Below are 17,039 nucleotides of genomic sequence, written 5' to 3'. Positions count from 1 at the left end.
CCGGACAGGGGAGCGGGGGCTCTGCGCCGCCCTCCCGGCACGGGCGGGCCGGAGCCGCCCTCCCGTGCCCGTGGCCGCAACCGGTCACCAACGGGCGGTGCCGCCGCCCCCTCCCACCAGGGTGGAGCCCGTCCCCGATCCACCACCCCCGGAGGCCCGGATGACCCGGTACACACCCCCACCGCGCATGCCCGTGTCGCTCAGGATCGTGCAGTTCGTCTTCGTCCTCGACCTGCTCGTCGTCCTCCTCGGGCTCCTGTCGTTCCTGTTCCCCGACGAGCTGCTCGACGTCATCGAAACCGACAGGGGGGCGCTCGCGGCACCCGGTCCGGACGTCATGGGCGGCTGGATCGCCTTCGGTCTGGTGGCGTCCGTGGCGATCTTCATGGGTCAGCTGTTCGTCGCCGCCGGACTGAGCTTCGCGACGCGTGGGTGCCGGACCGTCCTGAGGCTCGTTCTCTGGGGGGCTCTCCTCAACCAGGTGGTGGGCTGCCTCCTGGGGGCGGGCATCGGGCTCGCCCTCCTGGTCAACGTCGCCCTCCTGTTCCTCGCCGAGAGCGCGTCCGCACGGGACTGGTTCGAGGAGTAGGCGGCGGGCTTCCCCGCCGCTCGCTCGACGCCTTCGCGATCCGGCCTACCCTCGGCGCGCGCCTTCCGGCCAGACGACGTCGACGGGCACTCCGCGCTCTCGCGCCGCTTCGACCGCGTCGCCGGTTCCTCCCCTGCCATCCGCCGGTTGACCGTCCCAGACGGCGACGAGACGGTCGATGCCGCCGAGAACCGTCTCGTTGGCGTCCTCGTAGGCCTCCCGCCCGGCGGTCCTGTGCGGCATGTAGCGGACCAGGGACGATCGCATCAGGAGGTCGTCGAACTGGTCGAGGTTGTGGGGCTTGACCTTCGCCTCGCGGTAGTCGACGGAGGGCAGGACGACTTCGAGCCCGCCCCCGGCCTCCAGCACGACCTCAGCGAAGATCTGGTCGGCACCCCGGGCCAGGCAGGACACTCCGACCAGGTCATCGTCCTCGTACGGGGCGAGTACCGCGGAAAGGGCCTCCCGTACCAGGGGCACGCTCTCGGCGGAGGGTTTCGAGTGACCGGTGATCCCGATCCGTGTCATGTGGTCTCCTTCGACGTCGTGTTCTCGGCCAGCACGGTGTTCGACAGCCTCTCGCGGACCTCGGCCACACCGGGCTCCCGGTGAAAGGCGGAGGCCTCCCGGTACCAGTCGTACAGGCGTCGGCGCACTCGTCCGGACCCCAGAACGACCAAGGGGCTACTCCCTCCCCGCGCAGGAGGGGTGGTGCGGGGCCCGGTGTGTGCCGGGCCCCGCTTGTGGTTGTCGGGTTAGATCGGGATGCCGATGTCGGGGGCCAGGCTCGCTCCGAGGGCTTCCAGGGTGGTCTGTCCGAGGAGGAGGACGGTTCCGAGGGCGGTGGCGGGCCACCCCCACCAGCGGCGGGGCGCCCGGTGACGGCCCCGGGTGCGGACCGGTTCCGGCAGCTCGGCTCGGGCGTCGGCGGCGGCCTGTCGGGCTTCGCGGGCCTTCTGTTCGCGGTGTTGACGGGCGACCTTGACCCAGTGCGGCACCGGGCCATGTTGGAGCATGTAGGCCACTCGGGGGTTGCCGTGCATCTGGCGCAGCAGGCGTTCCTGGCGTTCCTCGTGGGTCTCCTCCCAGGGCATCTCCGAACGGGTTGCCTCCGCTTGGGGTGCCTTCGGCGGAACGGGGAGAGCCCGGAGCGGACGCCCGGCCGGTCGGGTGAAGCGGTGGCCTCGGGGTGCGGTCAGGACCGACCGCACCTGGGCGCTGACGTGCGCCGTCATCGGGTTCCCCCAGTGGTGGCCGAGGCCGGGAGGGTGAACTCGGCCCAGATGACGGTGCCCAGCCCTTGGCAGAAGGGGAAGTCCAGCACGGGCCGGAACCCCCACCGGGACGCGAGGTGGCCGACCATGAGCAGGCCTCGGCCGCGTTCGGCCTGCTCCCAGTCCTTGCGGGTGCGCCTGCGCGGGACCCTCGGGAGGGAGTCGGTGGTGGTGTCGGTGCGGGTGCCGTCGTCGATGATCGACACCCTCACCAGGCCCGGGACCGGTGTCTCCAGGGTGCGGACCACCCGGCCTTCGGGGTCCTGTCCGGAGCGGGAGTGCTCGCAGGCGTTGGCGAACATCTCGCTGGCGCACAACACCATCTCCTCCCGCACCTCGCCCGGAATCCCAGTCATGCGGTTGAGGTCAGTGTCCAGGTCGGAGCGGACCTGACTCGTCTGGGAGAGCTGTCCGGGGTAGACCCGGCACTCCCACCGGGACTCAGCCGGGGGAGGGTTGTTCGTGTGGTTCAGGGCATGCGCGTGCGGCACAATAGCCATGTCGGCAATCTCTTCTCTTGAAGGTGGTTGGTTGTCGGCCTGCTCTGGGGGTGTGTCCGCACCCGCCAGAGCTTTTTCGTGTGATCCGGTCACGTGGTCGTCGTCGCTGTGCCCCATCACCCGACGGGGTGGGGGCTGGTCTCACCCCTCGGGCATGGTCCACAGGGCGTGCTGGGGCTCGTGCACCCACACGGTGTGGCGCCTGTCCTCGTCGACCGTCAGCCCGAACTGGTCGACGGGTGGAGCACTCTGTGCTCGCCACCAGGTGAGAGCCGTCTCGAACTCCTTCACCAGACGCCGCCCCCCGCCCTGCTCGACACGGCCGTCCGGGTGCAGCTGCGCCCACCCGGGTTCGGCGGAGGTCGAGGTCAGCCACAGGTACGGTTCGCTGGCACCGGGTTCCATGCGCATGCCGCACGCCCAGCCGGGCACCAGCAGGGACAGGAGGAGACCGGACTCGCCGTCGAGGAGGTCGCGGGGGTCTCCCTCGGCGCGGACGGTGTGGTCGGGGATCGCCCCCACGTCCGGGGCACGGCCCCTGTGCCAGCGCTGGCCGCGCGCCCACATGAACCCCAGCGAACCTTCGAAACGTCCCTCCGCCTTGCCATGGCGCTTCTTCAGGACGGCGAGCGCACCGCCCGGAGTCCCGGGGGAGGGCGACCACGGGGTGATCAGGAGCCCGCTCGGTCGGAGCTGGGTGAGCCACCCGGGCGGGATGTGCGCCACCTGGCAGGTGGCGATGATCCGGTGGAACACCTCAGGTGCGTCGGTGGTGATCGTCTCCGCGTCGTGGCAGAAGATCTCCGGTGCGTATCCGGCCCTGTGCAGGGTGGAGCGGGCCGTGTCAGCGATGACCTGGTCGATCTCCATCGTGCACACCCGCTCGCCTCCGACCAGTTCGCACAGCAGGGCGGCGTTGAATCCGGTGCCGGTGCCGACCTCCATGACCGAGTGGGCGGGGGCGAGGTCGGCCGCGGTGAGCATGCGTGCCATCACGGTCGGAGCCGACGACGATGAGGAGGCGATTCCCATGCCGCCCTCCCGGCCGTCGTCTCGCTGCGTGGTGAGCGGCTGGTCCCAGTACGCGGCCCGCATCCAGGCGCCGGGGTCGGTGGTGCGGTCGTAGCGGACACGGTCGGGTCCCCACATGATGTCGGGGAGGAACCGGTGCCGGGGGACCGTCGCGAACAGGGTTCGGATGTGGTCGGGGATGCCGTCCGGGAGCTGGTCGGCCAGGGCCTGAGCGAGAGGGGCGTGCTCCATGGTGGTGTTGTTCCCCATCAGACCTTCCCCGTGCCCTTGCAGCCGGAGCAGGGAATCCAGCGGCCCCCCGTGTTCTTGCCCGGCGTCTGACCGTCGGAGTCCATCCAGCGGCCGCCCTGCCCATGGCACATGGAGCAATCGGCGGCCGTTGGCGAGCTGGGCGGGATCACGCTCGGACGGGACGGGACGGTGTGGTTGTGGTTGTGGTTGGGCGGAGGGGGGTCATCGTCGACATGGTGTGCTCTCTTTCGTTTTTGCGTCGTCGCGTCGGGGCGCTGCTTGCTCTTGCGATGCGGTGTCCAGCCCCTCGTGGAAGGGGAGGTCCAGCACTGGCTTGGCGATGCTGACTCACCCGCCAGAGCTTTTTTCATGGACGCCTTCGTCAGGCTTCAGGCGGCGGTCGGGGGTTCCGGGTCGTCCTGGTGATCGGCGCGGTGGCGCTGGGCCAACAGCCGGAACAGTTCGGTGCGGGTCGGGGCGGTGATCCTCTCGAAGGGGTCGCCCTGGCCGGTCCAGCCGAGGGGGCGTCGGCCTACGAACACCTCGTTGGGGGGAGTTCCCTCGATGGTCATCACCCAGTGGGTGTGCAGCAGCTCCGACAACTCGCGTTCGAGAACCGGGAACGTCTGGGTGGGGGTGGTCTGCTTCGGGACCGATCCCGGGACCGGCCTGTTACCAGGAATCCGGGTGGGGGCGGGGTAGTCGTGTACGGCCTGGTCGATGAGCGCCATGGCCCGTTCGGCGTCGCCTTCTTCGCGGGCGATCCGCAGCGCCTCTTGGATCATGGGGATGCGGTTGCGCAGGGTGTGGTTGTGCCACACGTCCACCTGGGCGGGAGTCAGGTGTGCGGGTGCGGTGAGGGCGTTTTCGGCGCTTTCGAGCAGGTCCCTGGTGTCGATGTCCAACATCAGCACTCCACCTCGTTCTTGAGGAAGTTTTCGGTGTCGTCGGTGTCGATCTGCATCCACGGGTTGTCCGTGAGGTCGTAGGCCAGGAAGAACCACACCTGCCGGAACTTGGGGTCGCCGTTGTCGCCCCACCGGTCCGCCAACGCGTCGATCAGCGCCAACCCCCGTCCAGTGGCGGTTCCGGCTTCGATGTCGGCGAACGTGGCGGCGGTGAAGTTGCCCTTCTCCTGCGGCAGACGGCTGCCCTGGTCGCGGCAGATCAACGTCATCCCCTTCGCACCCCGATCCACGGTGAGCCTGTACGTACTGCCCCGCTCGCTCGACCGTGAGTGGGCGATCGCGTTGTTCGCCAACTCTGACCCGAGGAGGGTGAACAGGAACTGGTACTCCTCACACCGTTCGGCGGCGCTGGTGTCCAGAAACGCGCGGACCAAGGGCATGAGTCCGGGGAGTCCGGCGAAGGAGTACTGCCGCTTGCGGTAAGGCGGGCCGACGGTGCGGGAGAAGTAGTGCGAGTGGAACGGCTTGATGAAACTCGCCACCGGAGCCACCACCTCACGGCGAGCCAACTCGGGCGAGAACGGCGGAGCGGGCCTCACGGGACCACCACCAAACGCCGCAGGCCAGCCAGGACGGCCCGCAGGACCTCCACCGGCACCGCGTCGATCGGCCGCCGGGGAGAAGGGACCACAGGGACCCAGGAGCGGGACGGGTGGCGGCGAGGGTTTGCGGCAAAAGCTCGCACACGGGCCGCCTGCCGGGGACGAGGGCGACGCATCGCATCGGACGCGGCCCACCTCACATAGGCCAGCTCGGACATGTTCAGGTATCGCGCCATGAGGCGCACCTCCCGGAGTGGTGCGACTGGTCAGGTCGCAGTGAGATCTAGTCCACCCATAGTGACCGCTCGTCTCCAAATTATCAATACAAAGGTTTGGATCGGTGGGATGCTGGCCTCAAAAGTTTCGCGAAAGGGGTGATCTACCATCGGGGCTACCAGGCAAACCCGCAGGAAGACACGAGGAGCGCGAGCCGTGACGGACCGCTACAGCCCCACGGTGAGGCGTCGCCGTCTCTCGGCTGAATTGAGACGTTTGCGTGAAGCGTCGAAGATGACCGCCGAGCAGGTCGGTGACAATCTCGGCTGGTCGCGTGGGCGACTCACCAACATGGAGCAGAACAAGTGGAAGAGGCCGGACCCGGTGATCATCCGGGCCCTAGCCAATCTCTACAAAGCCACGCCAGAGGTCACCGAAGGTCTGGTGCTGCTCGCGAAACAGTCCCGGGACAAGGGCTGGTGGACCAGGTACGGCGATGTCTTCACCGACGCCTACGTAGGATTCGAGGCGGAAGCCTCTGCCGTGTCGACCTACCAGACGATGGTGGTCCACGGGCTGCTTCAGACACCTGAATACGCCGCTGCGTCGACCAGGATCGGGCGCTCCCGGTCACCTGAGACTATCGACCGAGTCGTTCAGGCCCGAGTAGTGAGGCAGGAGGTCCTCGATCAAGACGACCCACCCAAGGTGTGGTGTGTGCTGGATGAGAGCGTTCTCCTACGTCCTGCCGGTGACAAACAGGTCATGCGAGACCAGATCGCGAAGCTGATCCAGTTGATCGAGACCGCGGACCACGTCAAGATCCAGCTTCTCCCGCTGGAAGTGGGCCTCCACCCAGGGATCGCGGGGAGCTTCACCATCCTGGACTTCGCGAACCCACTCGACCCGTCCATCGCCTACATCGAGACTCGCACCGATGGTCTCTACCTGGAGGAAGACGATGAGGTGCAGGTACACCGCGATGCCTGGGATGAGATCCGGGTGATGGCCCTTCACCCGGACGCCAGCGCTGACCGCATGAATCAAATCATCAAGAAGTACGAGTAGGAAGACCACCGTGTACCAGAGCCAGAACGACCTGACCTTCCGCAAGTCCAGCTACAGCGCAACCCAGAACGACTGCGTCGAGATCGCCGATCTCCCCAACGGTGCCGCCGTCCGCGACACGAAGAATCGCAGCGCCGGGCACCTGACTTTCGCGTCTCAGGAGTGGGCCGCGATGCTGAGCACCGCGCGTACAGAACGGTAGCCGTGTAACGGACAAGGGCCCCGGCCACACCTGAGCAGTTCTCGTGGCCGGGGCCTTCTCATCGGCCGGAATCACGGTATGCAGCGGACCCACGAGTAAGTAGTGGGCTCGGTTGTCCGGTGCTGGACAGGGGGTTCGGGACGTTCTTCTCTGAGCAGTGGCCCGAAGGTGGGCAGGACAGTGTGTGAGTCAGTCCGTGCCCCTACCCCCAGCGGAGGTCCCACTCATGTATCCCCACTCCAACGAACTCACCTTCCGGAAGTCCTCCTACAGCCAGGGCCGCACTGAGAACTGCGTGGAGGTCGCTGACCTCCCCAACGGTGCCGCCGTCCGCGACACGAAGAATCGCAGCGCCGGGCACCTGACTTTCGCGTCTCAGGAGTGGACCGCGATGCTGAGCACCGCACGCTCACAACGGTAGGCCGCACAACGGACGAGGGCCCCGACCACACTGCTTGAGCTTGAGTTCGAGCGGCCGGGGCCTTCTCCTCAGCTCACCAGCATCACCGCACGCGGTGGACCTACAGGTGAACAGTGGGAACGGCTGACCGCAGCTGGACAAAGACTCAGGGCGTTCTCATGTGCACACCGGGTGTAGATGCGGGCAAGACTGTGTAGGAGTCAGCCCGTGTCCCCCACCCCCAGCGGAGGCCCCCACCCATGCACCCCCACACCACCGAACTCACCTTCCGCACATCCAGCTACAGCACCCCTCAGAACTGTGTCGAGGTCGCCGACCTCCCCGGCGCCTCGGCTGTCCGTGACACCCAGAATCGTGGGCGGGGACACCTGATGTTCCCGAGCCCGGAATGGGCCGCCCTACTCCAGGCCGCGAGCCACAGGTAGCCCAACGCCACAGAGGCCCAGGCATCGAACCGATCCCCAGGAGTGGGACCGGGAAACTCAGATCCGACTCCTGGGGGTCCAGCACGCTCTACGGCTTGGCACGGACCCATGCCGCTCCCGGCACGAGACAAGACCCAGGAGACCGACCTCAGCCCGCCAGGCGCTGTGCGGGCAACGGCACCGGGCGGCGCTCCCGACCCGTGTAACTGCTCAGCGGACGGATCAGCGCGTTGGCCTCCTGCTGCTCCAGCACGTGCGCCGTCCACCCGGTGATCCGGGCCATCACGAACAACGGCGTGAACGTCGGCACCTCGAACCCCATCAGGTGGTAGGCGGGCCCCGCCGGGTAGTCCAGGTTCGGGTGGATGCCCTTGCGCTCCGCCATCGCCCCCTCCAACGCCCCGTACAGCTCCATGAGCCCGTCGGCACCCTTCAACGCGGCCATCCGCTCCAGGGCCGCCCGCATGGTCGGCACCCGCGAGTCCCCGTGCTTGTACACCCGGTGCCCGAACCCCATGATCTTGCGCTTCTCCGCCAACGCCTCGTCGAGCCAGGCGGCCGCACGGTCGGCCGAACCGATCTCGTTCAGCATGTGCATGACCGCCTCGTTGGCGCCCCCGTGCAGTGACCCCTTCAGCGCCCCGATCGCCGCCGTCACGGAGCTGTAGATGTCCGACAGCGTCGAGGTCACCACCCGCGCGGTGAACGTGGAGGCGTTGAAGCTGTGTTCCGCGTACAGGATCATGGACACCTCGAAGCAGCGCACCACCTCGGCGGCGGGCACCTCCCCGAAGCACATGTAAAAGAAGTTCTCCGCGTAGTCCAGCCCCGGGTCCGGCTGGATCGGGTCCAGCCCCTGACGGCGCCGGTGGTCGGCCGCCACCACGGTGGGCAGCTTCGCCAGCATCGACTCGGCCTTGGCCCGGTTGGCCTCCAGCGAGGAGTCGTCCTCGGCGGGGTCGTCCGCACCCAGGTAGCTGATGGCGGTGCGCAGCACGTCCATCGGGTGCGCGGTCTCGGGGAGGCGCCGCAGCAGCTCCAGGGTGTGCCGGTCCAGGGCGCGGTGGGCCCGCTCTCGCGCGGTGAACGCGCGCAGCTGCCCCGCCGTGGGCAGCTCCCCGTACCAGAGCAGGTACGCGACCTCCTCGAACGTGCACGAGGCGGCCAGGTCCTGCACCGGGTAGCCGCGGTAGGTCAGCGAGTTGGAGGCCTCGTCGACCATGGAGATCTCGGTGGTGTCGACCACCACCCCGGCCAGTCCCTTGCGGATCGCCGTGTCGGTCATGCTCACCACATCCGTTCAGATCGAGAAGTTGTAGACGTCGCTGTCGAAGGCGTTGTAGGAGGCGTAGTCGACGAGTTCGTACAGCCGCCCGCGGGTCTGCATCCGGTCGACGATCCCCGCCTGGGTGCCCTCGTCGCGGAGGGTGCGCAGCCCGTCCTCCACGGCGCCCATGGCCAGGCGCAGGCTGGTGACCGGGTAGATCACCATGTTCATCCCGAGGGACTCCAGCTGTTCGGCGGTGAGCAGCTCGCTCTTGCCGAACTCGGTCATGTTGGCCAGCAGCGGCACGTCGACCGCCTCACGGAACGCCTCGAAGTCGGCGGGGCCGCGCATCGCCTCGGGGAAGACCATGTCGGCCCCCGCGTCCACGTACGCCCTGGCCCGCTCGATCGCGGCGTCCAGGCCCTCCACGGCCGCCGCGTCGGTGCGCGCGCAGATCACGAAGCCGTCGTCACGGCGGGCGCCGACGGCGGCGCGGATACGGCGCACCATCGTGGCGGTGTCCGTGACGGACTTGCCGTCCAGGTGACCGCACCGCTTGGGGTTGACCTGGTCCTCCAGGTGGCACCCGGCCAGCCCGGCCTCCTCCAGGGCGCGCACCGTGCGGGCGGCGTTCATGGGCTCGCCGAAACCGGTGTCGGCGTCGATGATCGTCGGCAGGTCGCTGACCCGGGCGATCTGGCCGCCGCGCCCCGCCACCTCGGTGAGGGTGGTCAACCCGATGTCGGGGAGGGCGAGGTCGGCGGCGACCACCGCACCCGAGACGTACACGCCGTCGAAGCCGAGCTCCTGCACCAGGACGGCGGTGAGCGGGTTCATGGCACCGGGCACGCGCAGGAGCCGGTTCGACGCCAGGTCCTCACGCAGCCGCCGCCGCTTGGCGTGGGGCGAGACGGTGGAGTGCGCCATCAGAAGATCCCCTTCGAGGTCGGCAGGTCGCCGTGCGCGGTGGCGGTGTCCTCCACGAAGGAGAGCTGGCGCACCTCGTCGGCGGTGAGCTCGGGCAGGCGCTCCACCAGACCGAGGAACCGGTCCTGCTCCTCGCTGGAGACGACCCCCTCGGCGAGCGAGCGGAACTTGGCGACGTAGTCCGGGCGGGTGAACGGGCGGGCGCCGAGCGGGTGGGCGTCGGCCATGGCGATCTCGTCCTCGATCACCGAACCGTCCGCCAACTCCACCACCACGCGGCCGCCGAAGGCCTTCTCCTTCGGGTCGGTGGCGTGGTAGCGGCGGGTCCACTCCGGGTCCTCGACCGTGCTGATCCGGTGCCACAGCTCGACGGTGTCCGGGCGCTGGGCGCGCTCGGGGGCGTACGAGCGCTCGTGGTGCCACTCGCCGTCCTGGAGGGCCACCGCGAAGATGTAGGGGATGGAGTGGTCGAGGGTCTCGCGGCTGGCGCGGGGGTCCATCTTCTGCGGGTCGCCCGACCCGGTACCGATCACGTAGTGCGTGTGGTGGCTGGTGTGGATGGTGACGGAGCGGACCCGCGAGGTGTCGCCGACCCTCGGGCCCAGACGCCGCGCCAGGTCGATCAGGGCCTGGCTCTGGTACTCGGCCGAGTGCTCCTTGGTGTAGGTGTCGAGGATGCCGCGCTTGGGCTCGCCCGGGCCGGGCAGCTCCACCACGTACTCGGCGCCCGGGCCGCTGAGCAGGTAGGCGATGAACCCGTCCTCGCCCTCGTAGGCGGGGGAGGGGGCGCCCTCGCCGCGCATGGCGCGGTCCACCGACTCCACGGCCATCTTCCCGGCGAAGGCCGGGGCGTACGCCTTCCAGCTGGAGATCTCGCCCTTGCGGGACTGCCGCGTGGTGGTGGTGACGTGTAGGGCCTGCTGGACCGCCTGGTAGACGGTCTCGGTGCCCAGGCCGAGCAGGGTGCCGATCCCGGCCGCCGCCGAGGGGCCCAGGTGGGCGATGTGGTCGATCTTGTGTTCGTGCAGGCAGACGCCCTTCACCAGCGCCACCTGGATCTCGTACCCGGTGGCGATGCCCCGCACCAGGTCACGGCCGTCCCGGCCCAGGTGCTGGGCGACGGCCAGCACCGGCGGGATGTTGTCACCCGGGTGCGAGTAGTCGGCGGCCAGGAACGTGTCGTGGAAGTCGAGTTCGCGCACCGCCACCCCGTTGGCCCACGCCGCCCACTCGGGGGAGACGCGCGTGGAGAGCGGCGTGCCCATGACCGCCGCGCCCGGGCTCATGGGGTGCCGGGTGGCCTGCGCGCGGGCGCTGCGCACGGGTCGGCGGCGCAGCGAGGCGGCGGCGACGGCGGCGTTGTCGATGACGCGGTTGCCGATCATCTCCACCACGGCGGGCTCGACCCGGACCGGGTCGGTGGCCACCGACGCGATCCGGTGGGCCAGCTGGTCCTCCTTGGCGGGCCCCTCGGAGCTCCGGTGGACCCGGACGCGGTGCTGCACCATGTTCATCCCCTCGACGCGGTTGCTGTGCGGTCGAGGCTCGCACGGCGCGAACGCCTGGTGGAAGGCCCGAAACCTGCTGAGTCGTGCTAACCGGAGGAGGTGATTCCGCTAAGCCCGCGAAGCCGGGGTACGCGGGCCCGCACCACCGTGGCTACGCTGACGCCATGGATCGCACACCGCGCCCGCGCGCAGTGGTGACACCCGACCCCGAGGCTGGCGGCTACGTGGCGCGCGCCGTGGACGTCGAGGTCGCCTCCCAAGGGGAGACCGGGCGGGAAGCCCTGGAGGCGCTCGCCGAGGCGCTGGAGCTGTACCACGAGGACGCCCCCGGCCCGGGCTGACGTCGCCCGTCCCCGACGAACGCCGCGGCCTCCTCTGAGTAATCCGCTTGCCGCCGGGCGGTCGCGCCCGGTACAAAGCTGGGATGCTCAGAGGTAGAAAGGTCGGGCTCAGGGCCCGGCACGAGGAAGACATCCCGGTCCTTCAGGCCGAGCTCTTCGACGACCCGGTCACCCACTCGGTGGCCCAGGGCTCCCCGTGGCGCCCCGTGATGCCCGGCTCGAAGCACTCCCTGGTCGAGGTGGACGACAGGGCCCAGGGGCACGCCACGTTCTCCGTCGTGGACGTCGAGAGCGACGAGCTGGTCGGTACCGCGACCCTGTGGGGGATCGACCTCCACAGCCGGGTCGCGCACATCGGCCTGGGGCTGCGGCCGTCCCTGCGCGGAAAGGGCTACGGAACCGACGTGGTCGCGGTGCTCTGCCACTACGCCTTCGTCCTGCGCGGCCTCCACCGGGTGCAGATCGAGACGCACGCGGACAACGCCGCGATGCTCAACGCGGCCGAGCGCAACGGGTTCGTGCGCGAGGGCGTGCTGCGCTCCTCGGCCTGGGTCCTGGGCGAGTTCCAGGACGAGGTCGTGCTCGGTCTGCTCGCCGACGAGTGGAAGCCGAGCGGCGCGCGCTGAAGCTCCGCGTTCCGACCGCGTTTCCACCGCGCCCTCCTCGGCCGCCCTCACGCCCCCACGCCGCCTCGCGTTCCCGGTCGCACCGCGCCCTCGGCCGGGGGCGCGGGGGTTCGGCGCCGCCCCGGTGGTACCGCGCCCTCACCCCGCCTCACCCCGCCCCGCCCCGTACCGTGCCGTCCCGCCCCGTCTCGCGCCGCTCCACCCCCGTCCCGTGCCGTCCCGTCTCGCGCCGTCCCCCCGCCCCGGGATGCTGAGCCCGGCTAAGTCCGGCGCCCGTCCCGGCTAAGCCTGCTAACGCCCGGCCAGACGCCTTCGGGTTAGCCTGGCCGGGACGGAAGGGGGCGCCACCGTGCGCAAGGTCTTCGCGGGCCCGCGGCTGCGCAGGCTGCGGCACGAGCACGCGCTGAAGCAGTCCGAACTCGCCCGCGAGCTGGGCATCTCCGCTGGCTACCTCAACCAGATGGAGCACAACCAGCGCCCGCTGAGCGTCCCCGTCCTGCTGCGGATCACCGAGGCGTTCGGCGTCGATCCGAGCTTCTTCGCGGCGAGCGACACCTCACGGCTGATCGCCGAGCTGAGGGAGGCCCTCACCGACGTCCCCGCGGGCGGGCAGGTCACCGCCGACGAACTCGACGAACTGGCCTCCGCCATGCCCTCCGTCGCCCGGGCCCTGGTGGACCTGCACCGGCGGTACCGCGACGTCTCCGGGCAGGCCGCCGCCCTCGCCGAGGGCCGGGACGGCGGGGAGGCGTCGGTGGCGCCCATGGCCTATGAGCAGGTCCGCGACTTCTTCTACGAACGCCAGAACTACGTGGGGGAACTCGACGAACGCGCCGAGGAGCTGTCCCGGCAACAGGACGTCGCCCCGGGCCGGGCGCACGTGGTCCTCACCCGCCTGCTGGAGGAACGCCACGGCGTGCGGGTGGAGACCGAGCCCCCCGGAGGGGACGGCGTCCGCAACCGCGCCTTCTCCCCCGACCGCCGCGTCCTCACCCTCGCCGCCCACCTGCGCCCCGGCCAGCGCGCGTTCCAGCTCGCCACCCAGCTCGCCTTCCTCGAACACGGCCCCCTCCTGGACGAGCTGGCCCGAGGCGAGGAGCTGACCACCGACCAGGCGGTGCGGCTCGCCCGCATCGGGCTGGCCAACTACTTCGCGGGCGCGTTCGTCCTCCCCTACGGGGAGTTCCAGGCGGCCGCGGAGGCCGAACGCTACGACATCGAGCTGCTCGCGGACCGCTTCGGCGTCGGCTTCGAGACCGTCTGCCACCGGCTGTCCACGCTTCAGCGGCCCCGGCGGCGCGGCGTGCCCTTCTCGTTCGTGCGCGTGGACCGGGCGGGCAACATGTCCAAGCGGCAGTCGGCCACCGGGTTCCACTTCTCCCGTTCGGGCGGCACCTGCCCGCTGTGGAACGTCTACGCGGCCTTCTCCGCGCCGGGCGTGATCCAACGGCAGATCGCGCAGATGCCTGACGGCCGCGCCTACTTCTGGGTGGCCCGCACGGTGACCAGGGGATACGGCGGCTACGGGGCCGCCCGCAAGACCTTCGCGATCGGTCTGGGCTGCGAACTACGGCACGCGGACCGGCTGGTGTACTCGGGCGGTCTGGACCTCACCGACCCGGGCGCGGCCACGCCGATCGGCCTCGGCTGCAAGGTGTGCGAGCGTCCGGCCTGCCCGCAGCGGGCGTTCCCCCCGGCGGGCCGGTCGCTGCTGGTCAACGAGAACTCCAGCACGGTCTCGCCGTATCCTGTGGCCGACCGGACGACGCCCTGAGAGCCGGGCTCACCCGAAGGCGTTCCACCTCAACCAGAGGTCGACCAGGGCGGCGTCGCCGGTGACCTCGACCTCCGCCACGGGGAGCCTCCGGTACAGGACCAACAGCAGGTCGGCGACCGGTCCCCGCACGGTGGCGGCGGCCTCTCGCACGGTGGTGGTGTCCCGGCCGACCTGCCGGGGGTCACACGTGCGCCGACCCGGGGTGCGCCGACCCGGGTGCTGAGCCGGGGTGTGCCGACCCGGGTGCTGGTCCGGGGTGCGCCGAGCCGGGGGAACCGGGGTGCGTCGCTCCGGGGCCCTGGGTCTCGTACCAGGCCTGGTAGGCGCGGGCCCGGTGCTCGCGCACGAGCCTGTCCCGGTGCGACCCCCGCCTGACCCCGAGCGTGACGAGCAGGACCAGCGAGGTGACGAAGCCGAGGAAGCCCGACAGCATCATGGTCGCGACCCCGAGCAGCATCCGATCGTCGTAGTCGGTCACGACAGAGGTGTCGGCGAGCACGAACTCCATGCCGGGGGGACCGTCGCAGCTCAGCGTGTGCGGGCCGTGCAGGCCGATCGAGGCGGGGGCGATCAGCCGCCACCCCTCGTAGGTGTAACCGGTCTGTCTCTCAGTGAACCTCGGACCTCCGCCTCCGCTCAGGGAACAGTGGAACTGGTCTTCCTCGTCGCTCGTGGCGGTCGAGTACAGACCCAGCGAGTCCATCTGCTCCGGGTTGATCCAGAGGGTGACCGAACCGCTGCCCTCGATCACCGGCGAGGCGAACGCGGGGGGCTCCTTGGTGGCACTGTTCCAGATCCCGGCCATGGAGGCGATGCCCACGATCATGCCGAAGGGCAGGACGAGGGCGCTGACGACCAACCAGCGCCGCCGGGGGCGCAGGTCCCTGTTGGGGATCTTCACCTGGGGCGGGGGAGGGGCGTAGCCGGGGTGATGGGGAGCAGGCCCGTAGCCCGGGGGCGGAGGGGGCGCGTAGCCGGGGTGGTGCGGGGCGGGCCAGTAGCCGGGGTGCGGTACGGCCGCCGCCGTGCCGTGCAGCCGCTGGGCGCGTTGTCGGGTGAGCCGGTGCGACCGGATGACGAACACGATTAGGCAGGTGAACAGGGACACGGGGAAGGACAGGATCGGGGTCACGATGCCGCCGACGATCAGCCCCGGGGAGGCGTCCGGGTTGTCGCTCAGCAGGACGATGCTGACCAGCAGGTTCACCGGGAAGAGCGCGCCCGCCCAGTACCAGTGCCGGGACGGCCTCACGCTCGGAGGAGTGGTCTCGTCCTCCGGCGGCGCGGCCGGTGCCGAGGGTGCGGCCCGGGGCGGGTGCGGTGGGTGGTGCGGTCCGGTGGCGTCGCCCCCGTGCGCGTGCGGCGGGGGCGGGGCCGGGGGAAGCGCGGAGGCGCCCTGGGGCGGGTGCGCACCATACGCGGCTGACGGTGAACCCGTCACGTGCGGGGCCGAGGCGGACGACCCGTCGTCCGTGTTCGTGGGAAGTGCGCGGTCATCGGGGCCCGGGGCTGGAACCGGACCGGTTCCGGGCCCTGTCTCAGGGGGTGGCATGGGGGTGCGCTCTCGTGGTCGCGTGGTCAGTTCTGGTGGGGGAGCTGCGGGGTGGGGGCGGCCGCTCTCCGGCGCACCGTCGTGACCACGGCGACCGTGACCGCGGAGACCAGGAGCAGCGGGACGACCCCGAGGGCCGTGACCTGGAGGACGTCGTAGGTGGGATCGACCATCCGGATCGGGCCGGAGTCGCCGATCGCGTACTCCTCGGAGGTGCCGGAACACTCCAGAGTGTAGGTCCCGGCCTGCGGGGTCTCCAGAATCCCGACGGCACCCCAGCCCCCGAAGGTGGGGGCCGGGGAACCGTAGTTCGTGCGGGGCCAGGTCACCTCGCCGCCGGGCCCGTGCAGAGTACACGGCATGGAGGCGTGTCCTCCGAGGGAATGGTAGGCGGCCCACTCGCCGTCCGAGTCCGCCTCGACCTCGAAGGTCGTGCGCTCGCCGTTGCCCAGCCGTTCCACGATGTCCGGTTCCGGGAAGCTGACGAACCGGGCGAGGAGGAGGGCCGCTCCCAAGAGCAGAGCGGAGACCAGGGCGAGGGCTCCCGCCCACCAGTAGCCGCGAGCTCCGGCGGTCTTCGGGGAAGAGGGGACGGCGTTCGTGTGCGCGTGCTGAGGGGGAGGGGTCATGCACGCAGTGTCGCAGAATCCTGTGACAGAGGGGAAAACGGAGCACGTGTGGGCGTATCGTGACCAACCGCACCGGCTGGTCGGCCGTACCGGCAGACGGCCGGAACGCGGACCGGAGGCCGATACCGGGCCTTCGCCCTCCCGCCCCGGCCACCCGCACTCCGGCATCCGGTCAGCGACTCCATGCCCCCGGGCCCCGCCCGCTACCGGGGTGCCCGGCCCCGGCGGTGTGCGGCCTGCCAGTGCCGCTCGGCCAGCAGACGCTGCTGGGAGCGATGACGGCGCACGGCGGTGACGAAGATGATCGTCACCCCCGCCGCCAGGCCCGCCAGCGACGGGACGAACGCCCACAGGAGCGCACCCGCCACGCCCTTGACGACTGCCGCGCCGCCCTCGCCGTTGTCCGCCACCGCGAAGTCGGCGCCGACGGGGGCGCCGTCGCAGACCAGCGCGTACTCGCCCGGGGCGGTGATCTCACCCGTGCCCACCAGGGTCCAGCTCTCGCCACCGGTCGTGGCCTCGTGGGAGTAGCCGGGACGGGCGAAGCCGGACTCCGTACCGTCGGGCAGCACCAGGACGCAGGCGTCGGGGTTGCGTTCCTGGCCGGAGTTCGTGTAGAGGCCGAGCTGGAACCCGGGCTCCTCCACGGTGAACCCGACGCTCTCACCGGCCGCCGCCCGGGCCTCGAACCCCGAGAGGCCGACGGTGCTGAACACGGTCACCACGAACCCCACCAGGGCGGCGGCCAAACCCGCGAACACGACGAGGCCGCCCACGACGTACCAACGCCGCCCGGGCCGCAGCTCGCGCGGGTCAACACCGGTGGGCGGGGGTCCGTGGTGACCGTACGGCGGGGGCTGGCGCATCGCAGCTGCCCTTCCTTTGTGGGGTGCGGGCGCTCCGAACGCGCTCCGCCACTGGCGGGTGAGACGCGGCGAGGACGA

21 protein-coding genes and 1 pseudogene are annotated in these 17,039 nt (G+C 70.4%); 8 read left to right on the top strand and 14 right to left on the bottom strand.

The features are described 5' to 3' along the window. Positions 1-187: 187 nt before the first annotated feature. A complete protein-coding gene (locus ABZ635_RS06825; protein WP_357760064.1) occupies positions 188-589 on the top strand; it encodes a hypothetical protein in 402 nt (133 codons plus the stop codon). Between the two features lie 45 nt (positions 590-634). On the opposite strand, the gene ABZ635_RS06820 is transcribed toward ABZ635_RS06825, so the two are convergent. The 7 genes from ABZ635_RS06820 to ABZ635_RS06790 form a co-directional block, all read right to left on the bottom strand. Continuing rightward, positions 635-1,117 carry a hypothetical protein gene (locus tag ABZ635_RS06820; RefSeq protein ID WP_357760061.1) on the bottom strand — a complete coding sequence of 161 codons (483 nt, stop codon included), beginning with the start codon at positions 1,115-1,117 and terminating at the stop codon, positions 635-637. Continuing rightward, entirely contained in the window at positions 1,114-1,269 is a 156-nt protein-coding gene (locus tag ABZ635_RS06815; protein WP_357760058.1) for a hypothetical protein, read from the bottom strand. The genes ABZ635_RS06820 and ABZ635_RS06815 overlap by 4 nt, the downstream gene beginning before the upstream one ends. Positions 1,270-1,344: 75 nt before the next feature. Beyond that, a complete protein-coding gene (locus ABZ635_RS06810; protein ID WP_357760056.1) occupies positions 1,345-1,683 on the bottom strand; it encodes a hypothetical protein in 339 nt (112 codons plus the stop codon). Positions 1,684-1,820: 137 nt separating this feature from the next. Further along, complete coding sequence (locus ABZ635_RS06805; protein ID WP_357760053.1) at positions 1,821-2,363, bottom strand: ATP-binding protein; 543 nt, start codon at positions 2,361-2,363, stop codon at positions 1,821-1,823. A 141-nt stretch (positions 2,364-2,504) separates the two neighbouring features. Further along, positions 2,505-3,644, bottom strand: coding sequence for a methyltransferase domain-containing protein (locus ABZ635_RS06800; protein WP_357760050.1), 1,140 nt, complete (start codon positions 3,642-3,644; stop codon positions 2,505-2,507). A 371-nt stretch (positions 3,645-4,015) separates the two neighbouring features. After that, positions 4,016-4,534, bottom strand: a complete 519-nt coding sequence (locus ABZ635_RS06795; protein WP_357760047.1) for a hypothetical protein — start codon at positions 4,532-4,534, stop codon at positions 4,016-4,018. Further along, entirely contained in the window at positions 4,534-5,076 is a 543-nt protein-coding gene (locus ABZ635_RS06790) for an ATP-binding protein (protein ID WP_357760045.1), read from the bottom strand. Before ABZ635_RS06790 ends, ABZ635_RS06795 begins: the two co-directional genes overlap by 1 nt. 492 nt (positions 5,077-5,568) lie before the next feature. On the opposite strand from ABZ635_RS06790, the gene ABZ635_RS06785 reads away from it, so the two are divergent. From ABZ635_RS06785 to ABZ635_RS06770, 4 genes are all read left to right on the top strand, one after another. Then, positions 5,569-6,420, top strand: a complete 852-nt coding sequence (locus ABZ635_RS06785; protein WP_357760042.1) for a helix-turn-helix transcriptional regulator — start codon at positions 5,569-5,571, stop codon at positions 6,418-6,420. A 10-nt stretch (positions 6,421-6,430) separates the two neighbouring features. Further along, positions 6,431-6,622 (top strand): DUF397 domain-containing protein, encoded by a 192-nt coding sequence (locus ABZ635_RS06780; protein ID WP_357760039.1) that lies wholly within the window; start codon positions 6,431-6,433, stop codon positions 6,620-6,622. Positions 6,623-6,848: 226 nt separating this feature from the next. Continuing rightward, complete coding sequence (locus tag ABZ635_RS06775) at positions 6,849-7,043, top strand: DUF397 domain-containing protein (RefSeq protein WP_357760036.1); 195 nt, start codon at positions 6,849-6,851, stop codon at positions 7,041-7,043. A 239-nt stretch (positions 7,044-7,282) separates the two neighbouring features. After that, positions 7,283-7,468, top strand: a complete 186-nt coding sequence (locus ABZ635_RS06770; protein ID WP_357760033.1) for a DUF397 domain-containing protein — start codon at positions 7,283-7,285, stop codon at positions 7,466-7,468. 148 nt (positions 7,469-7,616) lie between these two features. Here ABZ635_RS06770 and ABZ635_RS06765 read toward each other — a convergent pair whose 3' ends face one another. Genes ABZ635_RS06765 through ABZ635_RS06755 form a run of 3 tightly spaced genes read right to left on the bottom strand, consistent with a single transcriptional unit; the run spans position 7,617 to position 11,170 of the window. Beyond that, a complete protein-coding gene (locus ABZ635_RS06765; protein ID WP_357760030.1) occupies positions 7,617-8,753 on the bottom strand; it encodes a bifunctional 2-methylcitrate synthase/citrate synthase in 1,137 nt (378 codons plus the stop codon). Between the two features lie 15 nt (positions 8,754-8,768). Next, entirely contained in the window at positions 8,769-9,662 is an 894-nt protein-coding gene (prpB, locus tag ABZ635_RS06760) for a methylisocitrate lyase (protein WP_357760028.1), read from the bottom strand. Beyond that, a complete protein-coding gene (locus tag ABZ635_RS06755) occupies positions 9,662-11,170 on the bottom strand; it encodes an MmgE/PrpD family protein (protein ID WP_357760025.1) in 1,509 nt (502 codons plus the stop codon). Before ABZ635_RS06755 ends, prpB begins: the two co-directional genes overlap by 1 nt. A 164-nt stretch (positions 11,171-11,334) precedes the next feature. On the opposite strand from ABZ635_RS06755, the gene ABZ635_RS06750 reads away from it, so the two are divergent. The 3 genes from ABZ635_RS06750 (at position 11,335) to ABZ635_RS06740 (ending at position 13,911) form a co-directional block, all read left to right on the top strand. Further along, positions 11,335-11,511 carry a type II toxin-antitoxin system HicB family antitoxin gene (locus tag ABZ635_RS06750; RefSeq protein ID WP_357760023.1) on the top strand — a complete coding sequence of 59 codons (177 nt, stop codon included), beginning with the start codon at positions 11,335-11,337 and terminating at the stop codon, positions 11,509-11,511. Positions 11,512-11,594: 83 nt separating this feature from the next. Next, positions 11,595-12,137 (top strand): GNAT family protein, encoded by a 543-nt coding sequence (locus ABZ635_RS06745; RefSeq protein WP_357760020.1) that lies wholly within the window; start codon positions 11,595-11,597, stop codon positions 12,135-12,137. A gap of 349 nt (positions 12,138-12,486) precedes the next feature. Then, positions 12,487-13,911, top strand: coding sequence for a short-chain fatty acyl-CoA regulator family protein (locus tag ABZ635_RS06740; RefSeq protein WP_357760018.1), 1,425 nt, complete (start codon positions 12,487-12,489; stop codon positions 13,909-13,911). A gap of 9 nt (positions 13,912-13,920) precedes the next feature. Here ABZ635_RS06740 and ABZ635_RS06735 read toward each other — a convergent pair. From ABZ635_RS06735 to ABZ635_RS06720, 4 genes and pseudogenes are all read right to left on the bottom strand, one after another. Continuing rightward, positions 13,921-14,115: pseudogene (locus ABZ635_RS06735) on the bottom strand (hypothetical protein); the annotation flags it as partial. Continuing rightward, complete coding sequence (locus ABZ635_RS06730) at positions 14,096-15,166, bottom strand: hypothetical protein (protein ID WP_357760015.1); 1,071 nt, start codon at positions 15,164-15,166, stop codon at positions 14,096-14,098. The gene ABZ635_RS06730 and the pseudogene ABZ635_RS06735, both read right to left, overlap by 20 nt. A gap of 326 nt (positions 15,167-15,492) precedes the next feature. Then, on the bottom strand, positions 15,493-16,095 hold the full coding sequence (locus tag ABZ635_RS06725; protein ID WP_357760012.1) for a hypothetical protein: 603 nt from the start codon (positions 16,093-16,095) through the stop codon (positions 15,493-15,495). Positions 16,096-16,298: 203 nt separating this feature from the next. Continuing rightward, positions 16,299-16,961 carry a hypothetical protein gene (locus ABZ635_RS06720; RefSeq protein ID WP_357760010.1) on the bottom strand — a complete coding sequence of 221 codons (663 nt, stop codon included), beginning with the start codon at positions 16,959-16,961 and terminating at the stop codon, positions 16,299-16,301. Positions 16,962-17,039: the final 78 nt, after the last annotated feature.

This window comes from Nocardiopsis sp. NPDC007018 (assembly GCF_040635075.1).
Taxonomy (GTDB): domain Bacteria; phylum Actinomycetota; class Actinomycetes; order Streptosporangiales; family Streptosporangiaceae; genus Nocardiopsis.
Note: the sequence above shows the minus strand (reverse complement) of the source record. Positions and strands in the feature narration are given on the sequence as shown.

Bases quoted from the DNA above. Each gene is read 5' to 3' on its own strand.
- ABZ635_RS06775 (WP_357760036.1), top strand. From the start codon at position 6,849: ATGTATCCCCACTCCAACGAACTCACCTTCCGGAAGTCCTCCTACAGC.
- ABZ635_RS06770 (WP_357760033.1), top strand. From the start codon at position 7,283: ATGCACCCCCACACCACCGAACTCACCTTCCGCACATCCAGCTACAGC.
- prpB (WP_357760028.1), bottom strand. From the start codon at position 9,662: ATGGCGCACTCCACCGTCTCGCCCCACGCCAAGCGGCGGCGGCTGCGT.
- ABZ635_RS06810 (WP_357760056.1), bottom strand. From the start codon at position 1,683: ATGCCCTGGGAGGAGACCCACGAGGAACGCCAGGAACGCCTGCTGCGC.
- ABZ635_RS06800 (WP_357760050.1), bottom strand. From the start codon at position 3,644: ATGGGGAACAACACCACCATGGAGCACGCCCCTCTCGCTCAGGCCCTG.
- ABZ635_RS06805 (WP_357760053.1), bottom strand. From the start codon at position 2,363: ATGGCTATTGTGCCGCACGCGCATGCCCTGAACCACACGAACAACCCT.
- ABZ635_RS06795 (WP_357760047.1), bottom strand. From the start codon at position 4,534: ATGTTGGACATCGACACCAGGGACCTGCTCGAAAGCGCCGAAAACGCC.
- ABZ635_RS06720 (WP_357760010.1), bottom strand. From the start codon at position 16,961: ATGCGCCAGCCCCCGCCGTACGGTCACCACGGACCCCCGCCCACCGGT.
- ABZ635_RS06750 (WP_357760023.1), top strand. From the start codon at position 11,335: ATGGATCGCACACCGCGCCCGCGCGCAGTGGTGACACCCGACCCCGAG.
- ABZ635_RS06725 (WP_357760012.1), bottom strand. From the start codon at position 16,095: ATGACCCCTCCCCCTCAGCACGCGCACACGAACGCCGTCCCCTCTTCC.
- ABZ635_RS06820 (WP_357760061.1), bottom strand. From the start codon at position 1,117: ATGACACGGATCGGGATCACCGGTCACTCGAAACCCTCCGCCGAGAGC.
- ABZ635_RS06755 (WP_357760025.1), bottom strand. From the start codon at position 11,170: ATGGTGCAGCACCGCGTCCGGGTCCACCGGAGCTCCGAGGGGCCCGCC.
- ABZ635_RS06745 (WP_357760020.1), top strand. From the start codon at position 11,595: ATGCTCAGAGGTAGAAAGGTCGGGCTCAGGGCCCGGCACGAGGAAGAC.
- ABZ635_RS06765 (WP_357760030.1), bottom strand. From the start codon at position 8,753: ATGACCGACACGGCGATCCGCAAGGGACTGGCCGGGGTGGTGGTCGAC.
- ABZ635_RS06825 (WP_357760064.1), top strand. From the start codon at position 188: ATGCCCGTGTCGCTCAGGATCGTGCAGTTCGTCTTCGTCCTCGACCTG.